Origin of the sequence: Streptomyces natalensis ATCC 27448 (genome assembly GCF_000935125.1) — a bacterium.
GTDB classification, from domain to species: domain Bacteria; phylum Actinomycetota; class Actinomycetes; order Streptomycetales; family Streptomycetaceae; genus Streptomyces; species Streptomyces natalensis.
In genome coordinates, this window is record NZ_JRKI01000028.1 from 1 (window position 1) to 13,707 (window position 13,707).

Here is a 13,707-nt window from a genome sequence, read left to right on the forward strand (position 1 = left end):
CGGGCGGACGAGATGGAACTGATCACCGCCGCGCCAGTCGGGAAAGCAGCACTCATGATCGACGACCCCAAGCTGCCGGACGGTTGGTGGGCGGCGCTCAACGCTTCGCTGGACGCGCTCGCCGACCAGCCCGCTCCTCGCGTTGCCACGCCGGACACCGAGACCATCGACCAAGAACTGGTGACCGCGACCATTTGCACAGCCTTTCCCGAGGTAACTGACACCAGGGTGGACGAGTGGCGCCTGGCACATGCGGACCTGACATGGGCGAACGTGATGGGACCGGAGTTCTGCATGATCGACTGGGAGGACTGGGGTATGGCGCCGCGAGGGCTGGACGCGGCGACGTTGTGGGGGGGAATGCCCTCGCTGTCCCGGGTCTGGCGGAACGGGTCTGGAGCGAGCGTCGGCCGGACCTGGAGTCCAGGTCCGGCCGGCTGATGGCGCTGTTCATCTGCTCGAAGGTCGCAGGGCCGCATGCGCACCCGGAGGATCCCCGGCTGGCCCCCGCCCGGAAGGAGGCCGCCCGCCTCATCGCTGAGCTTCACGCCTCGTGACGTCGATCCCACCAGCTGACAGTGACCGACAGAGGACGCATGTTCGACGATATTCGCGGCGACCTGACCGTCGGTGGCAGCCCCCTGCCGACGTCCTCGCTCAGTAGGTCTGGTCGGCAATCGTGGTAAGTGGACTCATCCACAACTCTTGACGATTGCCCTCGCCACGTCCACACGCCCGCCGCCGCCATTCGTGGGCACGGCTTCTCGTGAGGTGAGTACCCAGATCGGACACTCCGTGACCGGCGCTCCCCCCTCACGCAACGCGGCGCCCCGTCACAGCCGTGCGGTAGTGACGGGGCGCCGTCTCGGCGTCGGCGTCGTGCGTACAACGCCAGGGACCGCGGCTCAGCCAGAAGGTGGGGCGGTGAAGGGGGCGCTCCAGGTCTGGTTGGGCTGGTACGTGCCGCACTGGTAGGTGGTCACCTTTGCCGAACGGTCGTCCAGCGCACCGCCGTTGATGTCCGCGCACGCACCCGTGGCCTGCCGGAGTTCGCCGGAGCGGTGGTAGGTCCAGCGTTGGTGCGGGTCGCTGTCATCGCAGGCGGCCAGCCGCAGGCCAGCCGGGTCGCCCGTCACGCACAGGCCGTCGTCCGGGAGGCTGGAGATCAGCCCGTTGCCGCGCAGCCGCCACTGCTGGTTGGCGCCGCCGGTACAGTCCCACAGGGCGACCTCGGCGCCCTTCGTCGCGCCGTGGTGCGCGTCCAGGCAGAACGGTGTCTTCTGGAAGTCGCTCTGCGCGGCCTGGATCTGCCCGACCGCGTCCGCCGCTCCGCCGCAACTGCCGGGCGCCACCGTGAACATGGCGTTGTCGTGGCCGCCGATCGTGGTGCTGATCGAGTCGGTGACCCGGGAGCCCTGGTGGGTCCACAGGTTGCGGGCGATGCGGGTGCAGCTGAGGTTGCCGAAGCCGAGCCGGGCCAGGTCCAGTTTGTACTGCACCGACGAGGAGTTCTTGTTGAGGACGGTCACCGCCCGGCTGCCGCCGGCGAGCGGCTTGACCACGACGTCGATCCCGGCCGTGGCAGAGGCGTTGTCGCGGGAGGCGAGGTAGCCACCGGCACCCAGCGGATCCTGGTCGACGGCGATGATGTCCTTGTTCTTCAGGATGGCGAGTTGCTCCTGGTAGTCCTTCGGGTGCGCCGCCATCTTCCGTACGTCGGTGCTGATCATCAGCGGCGATCCCATGACCGACCACAGCGCGAACTGGCTGCGCTGCTCGGGCAGCGTGAGCTGCTTGTTGTCGCCGATCAGCAGCATGTCGGCGTCGTTGTGGTTGCCGACGCCGTTGTACCGGGCCAGCGCCACGGTGTCGGTGAAGTTCTGGTAGACGCCGCCCTGGTAGGCCGACCCGGCGCTCGGGTCGTTCCAGGCGGCCTTGGGCCACACCGTGATGTCCGGGCTGACCCGCCACATCTGCCCGAGCCCACGCACCCAGTCCATGGTCTTGTACTTGACCGACTCGGCACCCGAAGCGGCTGCCGGCGCCGACTCGTTGAAGAGGATCTTGCGGTCCTTGCCGGTGCTGGCGGTCTTCAGTGCCTTGGCCATGGTGGTGAAGATCTGCTGCCGGTCGCTCCACGTCGTACCGCAGTTGTCCAGCTTGAGCGAGTCGATGCCCCAGTACGCGAGCGAGCGGGCGTCGTTGTCCTCGTGGCCCTTGACGCCGCCGGGCACGCCCTGGCAGGTCTTCTCACCGGAGGTGCTGTAGAGCCCGGCCTCCATGCCGAGGGCGTGCAGGCGGTCGGCGTAGCCGGTGAGTTCCCAGTCGAAGCCGGGCTGACTGCTGCCGCCCCAGTGCGCGGCGCCGTGCAGGTATCCGGCCGAAGTGCGCTGCATCCAGCAGTCATCCACGGTCAGGTTCTTGTACCCGGCGGCGACCAGACCGGTGGCCTTCATCGCCTTGGCCTGGTCCTCCATGAAGTGCTGGAACGAGTAGCCGGCCCGGGTCCCGTCCAGCCGGGCCTGCGCCGCGCACGTGAACCGCGCCCAGTTGTTGAAGCCCATCATGGGTTTCTGCCCGATAGGGGTGTCGGTGTTGGCGGCACCGCTGTCTGCGGGCGCCCGGCCGGCGGTCGTTCCGGCCAGGGCGGTCGTTCCAGGCCCCCCTACCCCAGCCAGCACCACCGCGGTGCACAGCCCGGTGATCCAGCGGCGTCGTCTCATCCTTGCCTCCCCTTCCTCCCGATTTACCCCCCGTGGATGAGTGAAGCTGCTTGGTGTACTGCATTTTCACTCAGATTTTTTCAGAAGGTTCCAGGTGGGCACCCTGGCCGTCAAGAGGTTCGGGGGAGGTGAATTTTCCAGTCGCACCGAGAAGCAACCGGCCCACACCCGATCGCCCCCTCGGGCCGAACAGGGACCGGATCCACATCCGTTGACAGAAGCGCGACATAGTGCACAAGCTTGGCCGCCCACAGACAAAGCTCGTTGGCCCGCCGGACTACGGACACGGCAAATGCCCACTAAGTGGGCATTTAGAGATGGCCTGTGTCGGTAAGTAACTTTCGCGGCCGTCAGGCTTGAGGCATCTGCCCTATACATGCACCCTCGCGTCCATAGAGCTGCGGACTTGGACGCCTGTTTGCTCCGGTTCTCATGCACGAAGTCCGTCTGGTTTGAAGATCAGGCAGAAACGCCCAGCAGCAACGGAACAGCACCGTCCGCCGCATCCATGATCACGCTACGCCGTGAGCCAGCGGAAGCCGTACCCCAGCGACCTGTCCGACGCCCGATGGGCCTTAATCGAGCCGACGTTGACGGCCTGGAGAAAGGCCCGGCTCGACCGCAGGCCCACCGGGCAGCCGGCCAAGGTCGACCTGCGCGACGTATTCAACGCACTCCTCTACATCAACCGCACCGGAATCCCCTGGAAATACCTCCCGCACGACTTCCCCAACCACGGCACTGTCTACGCCTACTACGCCGCCTGGCGCGACGAGGGAATCCTCGCCCAGCTCAACTACGACCTGACCGGCCTGGCCCGCGTGAAGGAAGGACGCAAGCCCGAACCGACCGCTTCCGTGATCGACACCCAGAGCGTGAAGACCTCCACCAATGTGCCCCTGACCAGCCAGGGAACCGACGCCGCCAAGAAGATCGTCGGCAGGAAACGGGGCATCCTCACCGACACGATCGGACTCATCCTCGCCGTGACCGTCACCGCCGCGAGCCTGTCCGAGAATGCCGTCGGAATCCAGCTCCTCGACCAAGCCAAGAAGACCTACCCGACCATCTCCAAGAGCTGGGTCGACACCGGCTTCAAGAACGCCGTCATCGAGCACGGCGCCAGCCTCGGAATCGACGTCGAAGTCGTCAACAGAAACCCAGGAGTTCGCGGCTTCCACGTCGTCAAAAGGCGCTGGATTGTCGAACGAAGTATCGGTTGGATCATGCTGCACCGACGTCTCGCCCGAGACCACGAGACCCTGCCCGCCAGCTCCGAGGCCATGATCCACATCGCATCGATCGACAACCTCACCAAGCGCATAACAGACGAGACGACATCCACCTGGCGAGGAACTTACTAGGAGATAAAGGGCAATCCACCTAGATCAAACACCCTCTCAGACAGGTAGTTGGGCATTGACTTCAGTGATCACTCTGTCCAGGAGGCTCAGGCCCGCGTGATAGACCCACTGGCTGGATCCTGTTGTGATCCGTTGCGGGGGGCATGGCTGGGAGCCGGGGTGTCAGGTTCACAGGCTTCTTCGGTGCCGAAGAACGGGAGGTCCTCGGTGCACATGTCGTTACCGGGTCCGCCGTTGACCTCGCCGGTGGCTTCGGCGCCGACATGGAGCTTGTCGTTACCGTCACCGCCCCGAAGGATGCAGCCGTTGCTGTCGATGAACGAGATTGAGTCGTTGCCGTCGTTGCCCTCTACGACAGAGAGGATGCAGATCCCGCCTCGGATGATGTCGTTGCCGAGCTGACCTTGAATGGCGGACTGGTCGCCATAGGCAGCAGCGGCCATAGGGAAGAATGTCCGGCGTCCGAAGGTGTCGTTGCCGTCACCGCCGAGGGCAGACGGGGGAGCTGTTGGGAGCCTGGTGATCGAGTAGGCGTCGAACGCGTCGTCGCCGCCCTCGCCGTACACGGTGCCAGAATTCCAGGCTCCCATGTCGAAGATGTCGTTGCCGTCACCGCCGTGGACGGCTGGGCCTGCGTCGTGGACGGTTGGGCCTGGTGCGAGCGCGCTGGTTGAACCGGCGGCAGTGAAGACGTCGTTGCCGCTGCCGAGGTCGATCTGGCCGTTGATGTTGCCGACGATATGGACGGTGTCGGCGTCGCCGCCGGCGTCGATGGTTCCGTCGGCGTCGCCGCCGATGGTGATGGTGTCCTGGCCGGCGCCGCTTTTGATGGTCTGCCCGGCCAGCAGGAGCGGGCAGAAGATGTTATCGGGGCCGGGGGTCTCGGTCCCCGTGCACCCGATCGGCAGGGCGTGGGCGGGGGTGGCGGGCAGGACGGCCAGCCCGAATGAGGCCAGGGCCGTTGCAGTGCTCATGGCTAGGGACCGGCGGATGCCGCTGGAGCCGTGAAGGATACGCATGGGGGTACTCCTGTTCTATTCGGAGTCGGACGGGTACGGCAGGGTGTCCTGTTCTTGTGCCACGGGGGCCGATACGGCGGGGCGAGGGTGGAGGTGAGCGGCGAAGGGGACGAGGAGGAGGGACAGGCCCCGGGGGCGGATGAGGGGCGCACTGGCCGCTGTTTTCCGCCGGGAGAGCGTGGTCTGGCTTTCTGTACCTGCCCGGCTCCCTGGCTCTGCTTGCGGGGCCAGGAGCCCACAGGTCACCGCTGGTGCTGCAGGTCGGCTGCCTGGACGGGTGTTCGGTTCTTGGGGTGCTGCGCGGTGGCACAGCGGGAGGGGTGTTCCTGCGCCCCTGGGGGATCCTTTCCGATCTCTGGCTACCGGGTCGGGGGCCAGCGGCCGGGTCTTTCGCGGGGGACAGCGCACTCCCGGGGCGGGAGCGCGGTGTCCATATCAGGCGCATCCCCGCTGTCTGCGGGACATCAAACCTGCCGGGAGACTGGGGGCATCGGGTGGGGCCAGCGGGAATGCGGTTCCCCCGGATGGCGTAATCGACACCCATCTCCATGTATCCATTGAGCCAGTTCTGTTGATCCCGTCGCGCGGCGATTGCCGAAACCAGCGGATAGAACTAACCGCCAGAGGTTCTTGCAGGAACGGCGGCCAACCATCCGGCGTTTGGCCACCTGCAGTCGAGTACAGCATTGAACTAGTGGTCGGTGGAGGCGTCGGGCTCGAACTCCCAGGCCAGCACCGTCCGCTGTTCAGGAAGTCCCGGTTGTGACGCGCTCCCCGCCAAGGAGGAAGAGAGCTCGGGCGGGGAATACCCCAGCTCGCTGCGGCCTGGCGCCACGGCCCTTCCTGCGCGTAAGCGCCGAGATGGGGCATCGGCCCATGGCTGCCAGGAACGCTCGGCCGCCGCAACGAGGAGCAGTGCGCCAAGACGGCACGCCTCCTCGACCGACTCGCTGTGCCGCAACAACACTGCGAGGCGGGGCTGGCTCGGATTGGCAGACGACGTAGCACCGCCGTTGTCAAGTTCACCCGGGATTGTCAGCGGCAGGTGATATGCCTGCGCTACGGACGAGTTGGCCCGTTTGAGTGAAAGGTGGCCAGGACATGGCAGGGGAACTCTACGTCGATCACGAGGTCCTCAAGACCTTCGCGGGCAACAAGGTGAACGTGCCGGGGGAGGAGGCGAAGGAGCGTCGTCGGCAGGTGAACCACCTTAGGGAGCGGCTGGAGAGCTACATCGCCGACCACCCGGACTTCGACCTGGTCAAGCTCCGGGCCTCCGGGAGCACGGCCAAGCACACCGCGATCCGGCGGCGCAGCGGAGAGGGCTCTGATGCAGACGTAGCCGCCTATCTACGCGTCGCCGACCCCAAGGTCGATGTCTCCACCGTGCTGGACTGGCTGCGGGACCGCTGCATCGAGGTCTACGGCAAGACCAAGGTCGCAGACGACTTCGTCCCGTCGGACCACGCCGTAGGTATCACCATGCGAGGCACCGGCTTGAAGATCGATGTCGTACCAGTGCTCTACACCGGAGAGCCGGACGACAAGGGCTACTTGGTCACCAGCAAGGGCAGCAAGGTGCTCACGTCGGTCACCCTGCACCTGCAGTTCATGAAGAAGCGGAAGGACGCCGCCGGCGATGCCTACCGAGAGCTGATCCGTCTCCTGAAGGCGTGGATCCGCGAGAGCAAGATCACCGACCCCGACCTGCGCTGCAAGTCGTTCCTGCTCGAACTTCTGGTCGCCCATTTGTGGGAGACCGGCTGGAACGGCGAGTCGCTCCAGGTCAACGACTACCCGCGAGCGATCGAGCAGGTGCTCTCCTACATCGTCCGCACCGGCCTGCAGCAGCCGATCGTGTTCACCGACTACTACGAGGCCAATGAGATCGCGCCCTCCTGGGCCACCGTCCAAGTCTGGGACCCGGTCAACCCGGAGAACAACGTCACCTCCACCTATACCGAACTGGACCGTCAGCGGCTGGTGAAGCACGCCAAGACGACGCTCGACACGGTCGCGTGGGCCGCCCACGCGACCACGAAGGGTGACGCGAACGACGCCTGGCGCGAGCTGTTCGGCCCTACTTTCCCGGGAGCGTAGTAATGACCGGCTCGTACTCCAGATCGTCCTCGTTCACGATCACCGACGCCCGATACATCGGCGGAAAGATCGGCGCGGACCTGCGCCTACTACACAACTACTTCGGCGCGCCTGCCTTGAGCAGCATCGACAACTACATCGAAGGGGTCGCCCTCCTCCTGCGGGACGGGTATCTCGACATGGTCGACTACGGCTTTCGCGATCCTGGAAGCAACGCCTGGAAGCTGCGCCTGCGTTACAAGGCCACCCGCGGCGGCCAGCTCACCGACGGGCGGCCGGGCAGCCTCCCGGACTCAACCGAGCTCGCGGGCTGCCGCTTCTACAGCTACCTGACCTACAGCTCTGCGTTCTCGGACTTGTCCAGCAGCGAACAGGCCGGAGTCAAGGGAAACCTGCCGATCTCCCGCACGACCGGCGACGCCCCGACCGCACTCGCGGGCACCAGCACGACCGGTCGCAGCTACGCCCGCAACGGCGCTGCCGTTGCCCGCGACGTCTACGTCGCCTTCTAGCCCAGAGCTACCAGCAGGAGGACCAGCACGTGACCAGCCAGGACGATCTGTTCCACCCCGTCATCGAACTGCCCGAGAGCACCCGCCGCGCCCGCTACGACCGACTCGTGGGCCTGGATGACATAAAGCTGCGCCTGCGCAAGGAGGCTGCCCTGCTCGCAGACCCCCGCCGCCTCCAGGCTTGGGCCGCCACTCACCACGGCGGCGATGTCGCCGCACTCACCTTGTTCGCTGACCGCGCGCCGCTGTTCATCTTCGCCGGTGACGTCGGCTCCGGAAAATCGGCCCTTGCCGAGTCATTCGGCTGCGACCTCTCTGACTACCTCAATTTGCCCGTCTATTTGTACAGGCTCAAGCTCGCAACTCGCGGTAGCGGCCTGGTCGGCGAGATGACGTCCCTCATCGGCGACGCCTTCACCCACATCCACGATGCGGGCCAACGTGCAACCGGCCCTCACGGTGTGCGATCCGTCCACATCCTCGTCGTGGACGAGGCCGACGCCCTTGTCCAGTCCCGCGAGGCCCAGCAGATGCACCACGAGGACCGTGCCGGCGTCGACGCCTTCCTGGCAGGCATCGACAGCCTCGCCGGCACCCGGGTCCCAGTCATCGTCGTGCTGTGCACCAACCGCGTCGGCGCCCTCGACCCCGCCCTCATGCGCCGCGCGGCAGCGACCTTCACCTTCACCCGTCCCAACGGCCAGCAGCGCCATGCTGTCCTCACCCAGGCGCTGGAAGGACTCGGCATCGGGACCGCAACCGTCAGCAAGATCGCTGAACTGACCGGCGCCACCACCGACCGACCCGGCTACACCTTCTCCGACCTCACTCAGCGCCTGGTCCCGGCCGCAGTCTTCCGCGCCTTCCCTGACAGGCCGGTGTCCGACGAGGACCTTCTCTCCCTCGCCGAAGCCCTCCAGCCCACTCCTGTCTTTACTGAGGAGCGCTGATGGAACCCCTCCCTGCACCCGGTCCCACGAGCGTTCGGACCATGGGCGACTACTACCAGTGGCTCGCCGTCTGGGATGCCTGCCTGTGCCTCCTACGTGAGAACGCCGCCCGCTCGCACAACCCGGTCCGATGCGTCGGCGTGGAACTCGATGGAGTCGGAAATCTCGACGACGTCGTCCTTCTGCGCGACGCCCCTCCGAGCACCTACAAACAGGTCAAGTACGCGGTGGACAGCTCCACACCCGTCAACGAGGAGTACCTGACCAAGCCCAGCAGGGACGGCGGCCCGTCGGTCCTGAAGAAGATCGCCAAGGCATGGCGTCAGTTGACCGCGGACGGCGACAGCGCGGAGCTATTGCTCGTCAGCAACCGCGCGCCCGACCCGGGTGACGAGCTGGTGGCCGTGCGCGATGCCCGCACAGGTCTCCTGCTGCCCAAGGCGGCATCGGGGGGCGCCGCATCGAAGCTCGGTCGGGCCCGTGCCCGCTGGGCCCAGGCAGCCGGCCTGACCGAGTCCGAACTCGGTGAACTCTTGTCCGTACTGCATTTCGACCTGGCCCAGGACATAGTCCGGTACCAGGAGCACCTTCAGTTGCTGATGGCACTCACTGGTCTGCGCCACGATGAGCAGGCGCTGAAGATCGGCGCGGGTTGGGTCGCCGAAATGGTTCGCGACGGCAGACGCAAGCTCACCCCAGAGATGGTCCGGTCCGCCGTGGAAACCCTCGGCCTAAAGGCTGGCCCAGCTCAGGCCATCCTGTCGATTGCCACCCTCAAGCCCGATCCGATGGCCCGCACCGCCGACCACGCCATCGACTGGGTCGACCGCTTCGACGGCGACTCCGACTTCACCAAGCGCCGCCCCGTCCCTACAAACGCCTGGAGCCAGCTCCAGGCGGAAATCGAGGCCGCCCCCGGGCACCTTCCCGCAGGCACCACCGCCATCTCCGTCACCGGCAGCATCCGGCTGGCACCAGCCTTCCTGGTCGGCACCACCTTTCGCATGGTGACCGGGACCGATCTCGCCGCTGATCAGCGTGGCCAGCTCTGGTCCACCAACGATGCGTACGACCACGCCTTGGTCCCCGGAATCGCAGAGCACCCACTCGGCCAGGGCGACGAGCTCGCCGTTGCCATCGCCGTCGCAACCGATCCGACCGACGACGTCCTGGAGTACCTGCGCGAGCAGAGCCTGCCGGTCTCCAAGCTCGTGATCTACACACCGCCCGGGGGCGTGGCGAAGGACAACTCCCTTCCCGATAGCTCGGCAGCAAACGCCTTGGCCGTCGGAATTCGCAATCATCTTCGCCGTGTAGCCCGTCCTGTGCGGCGCATGCACCTCTTCCTCGCCTGCCCAAAGGGACTCGCAGTCCTCCTCGGCAACCGCTGGAACCGGTTGTGCGAGACCGTGGTTTACGAAGACATCAAGGTCGATGAAGGTTACGAGCCCGCCTTCACCATCCAAGCCTGACAGCATCGCGGAAGCTGGACGGGCCACCCGCCCTGGTCTCATTCGCCTCCGTCCAGCACCGTCCGGACTGTGGCGTCTCGGCCCCTCCGCCGCAGGTCAGGACACCCACGGCCCCCGCCGGACCCCCAGACGAACATTTGGAAAGCGTGTTGGGGCTTCGCAACGCAGTCACACGCCGTGCTGTACAACAGCCCCCACGACTGACCATGACCGACGGCAACTCCAGAGACACGGAAGACACGGAATGAGAGCCCATGACAGAGAAGGAAACGGCGATCCATGCCATAGCGCAGCTCGCTGACCACGTGCATTGGCTACGGGAGTGTCCCGACAAGCCAACCTTGCGCAACCGCCTCCGCCGATGGGCGTACCCCGAGTTCTACCGATTCGAACGGGCCGCCACCTCGCCGAGACCCTGGGTCGACCGGCCAGCCGGGGCCTATGAGCGGACAGGTTGGCGCATCCGAGCGGCATATCTCGGATCCGACCTGGCTTTCGAGGTCGAGTACGTGGTCTGCGATCTGTGCGAGATCGGCTGGGTGGAATCGCCTCACTCCTATGAGGGCTACACGCGCTGCGGCCTCGCATCAGCCGCTCTCCGGTCTCTGCGCCGTGGCTATCCGGGGTCAGGTGGCATACGGGGGGCGGGCACTTCCGCGAGTCCGAGCCCTTCTGGGATTCCGTTAGCGTGGGCGTTCCCGGGGGCTACGCCCAGTCGAACGCCTCGCCGTACTTGCTATCACGGTCACGCAGCAAGAAGCGGAGGGACTCCATGCGTTTGCCCAGGTCGACGGCGAGATTCCTCGCCTGCTGCACTGTCCAGTCCCGCGTCGGGATTCTTCTGGGCAAACCGCAGGACGAGCATCTTGACCGCTGCTCTGGCAGGCGCGCGACCGGTGCACCGACGCGCGCCGTAGTCCCACTTCGCGCCAATGAACCTGCGGTGCCAGGCGAGCAGGGTGCCGGGGTGACCGGGAAGACCTCGCGCCAGCGTCGTCGGGGTATCAGCGCGGACAGCACGGCGAACCAGAACCGGTCGGCGGGCCCGTAGCGGACCCGACCGGCCAACTGCCCGCGCAACACCCCATTCTCGTGCCGCAGCACCACCAGTTCCGCGTCCTTCGCCGCCTCCCTGCGAAGCACTACCGACGGTATGGACAGCAGCTTCCGAGCCACCTTATACGGCAAGGACACGTTCACGCGGACATGGTCCCAGTGGACCCACCGCACCCCGCTCACCTGCGGCGACGACTTTTCGAGCGGGACAGGATCGAATCCCTGCAACTACCTGGCCTTTCTAGAGCTTGCAGCAGCCTTGTGCTGGTGTAAGCACCGCATCCGCGCCTCACCACGTAGGACACAGCCCAAGACACGGCGAGTTCAACCTGAGTAGAAGGAGTGGCACGCTGACACCACAAATCCCATTCGTCTTTCACGGGTCTTGGGGCTAGGCAGCGGGTGCCTCGCGCGCTCCCGTTCGCGCTCTGCCTCATCTGTGGGGTCCACGTCAACGTAAGAGTGCCCGGGGCCGGAATGTCTGCTTCGACCACACTGAGCTGACCAGTCCAGCCACGTTTCCTGCCGTGAAAGGGAATCGCCATGCGCCGTGTCCTTACCAGCATCCTCGGGGCCACCGCACTCCTCGGCGTCCTCACCGCCCCTGCCGTCGCCGACTCTACTGCTACCGCACAAGGCCCGCCGAGCGTCGTTGCGGGCTACGCGCTGAAAGGTCCGACAAGTGCTGCTCCCGGCACCCTGGGTACATGTCCGCACGGTAAGCCTATGGGACAGCACCTCGGCAACCGTCCTTCAGCGACGCGCGATCCAAGCTGCGGCGAGAACGAGGTGTTCGACCCGATCTTCAACGGCTGCGAACCAACATTGGACAACCCGGCCCCCATCTGTCCCCCCGTCGTCGGCGAAGGCGGGTGTAGGTGTGCTCCGGGCTTCATCAGGGAATCCAGCCGCCCCGGCGCGAAGTGCGTGCCTCTGGTACCCATCGTGATGGAAGCACCGGCCCTGGCGCCTCGGACGAGTGCGCCGGTGTGACGATGCGTTCGGAAGTCAGCCGACGGTCTTCGTAATGACGCCAAACCGTTCCTTGGCCAGGTCACCAGCTGCCCGGCGTAATTCGCCCCGCCCCTACCCATCTCGCACACCGGCTGTATACCACAAAGATCACAAGGTCCGTCAGCACCTACGACAAGGCCCTGAGTAGCCGCGTTTGTGGATCTCGTGGACAGCTCAGGCTTCAGTTCTGGTTGAGTGTGCAGAGCTTCATATGCGGGGGCTCAAAGGCCGCGTTCGAGACCTGGCTTCGGCCTCTCATCGTAGGGGACGCGGTCGTCTTCCCGGATGTGCGGGCATGCCTTGGCAAGGGCAGTGCAGGCGGCTCCAGTCTCCGCCAACATCACGGGGAAGAAGCGCTGGGCCTCCTCCGACGGCCCCGTAGTCGTCCATGTGTATCCAGAGGCGCCGCGCAGTGCACGGGTGATGAGGCGACGGCCAATACCGTGGCGTTGCCATTCCTGCTCGATGGAAATCTTGTGGCTCGTAGATCCGGATCTGCTGCCGGTCGGCGGGATAGGAAGGCGGGTGATAAATGAAGCGGATCGGCTGGCAGCTGGTGATCAGGCGGATCCACAGCCAGCGTGCCTGCGTCAGCCCCTCGGGTATGGGCGGCATCTCTTTATCCTTCCCTCGCTGGTGTACCGATGTGTCGCTCCCCTTGTCCGCGGAGGCTGTTCCGGCATCAGGTGCGGATGCTGCGGACGAAGCCGTACGAGCGGCCGGGCACATCGAGTCTCAGACCCGGCGACGCATCAGTAGGGAGGCCGGAACTATGGCGCCCTCACTGGGCGAGCGCCAACACTTCCCGGGCGGGGATAAGCGACGTCGGACCGGTCATTTGGTGCGCTCAGTTCGAGCTGGTGACGCAGACGCTGCAATGCCCTCAGGATTGCGGTGCGGTTACCGGCCTTCTTCATCCATGCCGGCAAGCGGTCGAGCATGCTCATGGTCGGGAAGCCGACACGTTCCCGGAGGCGGGCGGCTATATATGCCTCAAGCACATCGATGTGGCCGCCGTTGTAGGCCCACAGCAGCTTGTTGCAGCAGGGCGCCTGAAGCCAGAGAGGAAGTTCGAAGAAAGGGTCATTTGAGCCACCAAGCGTCGCCGCAACCAGCGCATTGCCACGACGTTCAGCGGTCCAGTCCCTTGTCGTGCCACAGAGCTCACACAACAGCCCTCGCGGCCGGTAGTGCACGCCACCCTTCTTGGAACGGTTGAGTGCAGCCCTGCTCGATAGCCATGCGAACTGGACCAACCGATCAGGGCCACTCGCCCTGGCGACGGTTCCTGCCGCGGTGCTGATACCGACGCCGGCGTCCCTTCCACCGCCCCGGTCGCTCACAGCACCACCGACCATTCCTCAGGTCCACCGCCACGGAGCTCATCAAAACTGACACGCCTTCAGTTAAGTCAGCATTGGGTCAGTATCAGCCCTGCCAGACCGTGCTTCACGCTACCGAACCTGGACATACCCCAAGGGCCACTAAAAGCGCATC

Annotated in this window: 8 protein-coding genes and 2 pseudogenes; 6 read left to right on the top strand and 4 right to left on the bottom strand. The window is 65.6% G+C overall.

What is annotated here, in order from left to right:
• Nucleotides 1–557: pseudogene (locus SNA_RS19365) on the top strand (hypothetical protein); the annotation flags it as partial.
• A gap of 348 nt (nt 558–905) precedes the next feature.
• Here the strand turns inward: SNA_RS19365 and SNA_RS19370 are convergent.
• A complete protein-coding gene (locus tag SNA_RS19370; protein WP_030068527.1) occupies nt 906–2,723 on the bottom strand; it encodes a ricin-type beta-trefoil lectin domain protein in 1,818 nt (605 codons plus the stop codon).
• A 524-nt stretch (nt 2,724–3,247) separates the two neighbouring features.
• On the opposite strand from SNA_RS19370, the gene SNA_RS19375 reads away from it, so the two are divergent.
• Nucleotides 3,248–4,087, top strand: a complete 840-nt coding sequence (locus tag SNA_RS19375) for an IS5 family transposase (protein WP_030068528.1) — start codon at nt 3,248–3,250, stop codon at nt 4,085–4,087.
• Nucleotides 4,088–4,173: 86 nt separating this feature from the next.
• On the opposite strand, the gene SNA_RS19380 is transcribed toward SNA_RS19375, so the two are convergent.
• On the bottom strand, nt 4,174–5,106 hold the full coding sequence (locus SNA_RS19380; RefSeq protein WP_044366002.1) for a calcium-binding protein: 933 nt from the start codon (nt 5,104–5,106) through the stop codon (nt 4,174–4,176).
• 1,101 nt (nt 5,107–6,207) lie between these two features.
• Between SNA_RS19380 and SNA_RS19385 the strand changes: the two genes are divergently transcribed.
• Genes SNA_RS19385 through SNA_RS19400 form a run of 4 tightly spaced genes read left to right on the top strand, consistent with a single transcriptional unit; the run spans nt 6,208 to nt 10,140 of the window.
• Nucleotides 6,208–7,206 (top strand): CBASS oligonucleotide cyclase, encoded by a 999-nt coding sequence (locus tag SNA_RS19385; protein ID WP_030068532.1) that lies wholly within the window; start codon nt 6,208–6,210, stop codon nt 7,204–7,206.
• A 2-nt stretch (nt 7,207–7,208) separates the two neighbouring features.
• Complete coding sequence (locus SNA_RS19390) at nt 7,209–7,718, top strand: HORMA-1 domain-containing protein (protein ID WP_030068533.1); 510 nt, start codon at nt 7,209–7,211, stop codon at nt 7,716–7,718.
• Nucleotides 7,719–7,747: 29 nt separating this feature from the next.
• A complete protein-coding gene (locus tag SNA_RS19395; protein WP_030068534.1) occupies nt 7,748–8,668 on the top strand; it encodes an AAA family ATPase in 921 nt (306 codons plus the stop codon).
• A gap of 41 nt (nt 8,669–8,709) precedes the next feature.
• Nucleotides 8,710–10,140 (top strand): SAVED domain-containing protein, encoded by a 1,431-nt coding sequence (locus tag SNA_RS19400; protein WP_241779737.1) that lies wholly within the window; start codon nt 8,710–8,712, stop codon nt 10,138–10,140.
• A 714-nt stretch (nt 10,141–10,854) separates the two neighbouring features.
• Here the strand turns inward: SNA_RS19400 and SNA_RS39880 are convergent.
• Nucleotides 10,855–11,340 (bottom strand): annotated as a pseudogene (locus SNA_RS39880) (hypothetical protein); the annotation flags it as partial.
• A gap of 1,640 nt (nt 11,341–12,980) precedes the next feature.
• On the bottom strand, nt 12,981–13,406 hold the full coding sequence (locus tag SNA_RS43520) for a hypothetical protein (protein WP_241779738.1): 426 nt from the start codon (nt 13,404–13,406) through the stop codon (nt 12,981–12,983).
• Nucleotides 13,407–13,707 lie beyond the last annotated feature (301 nt).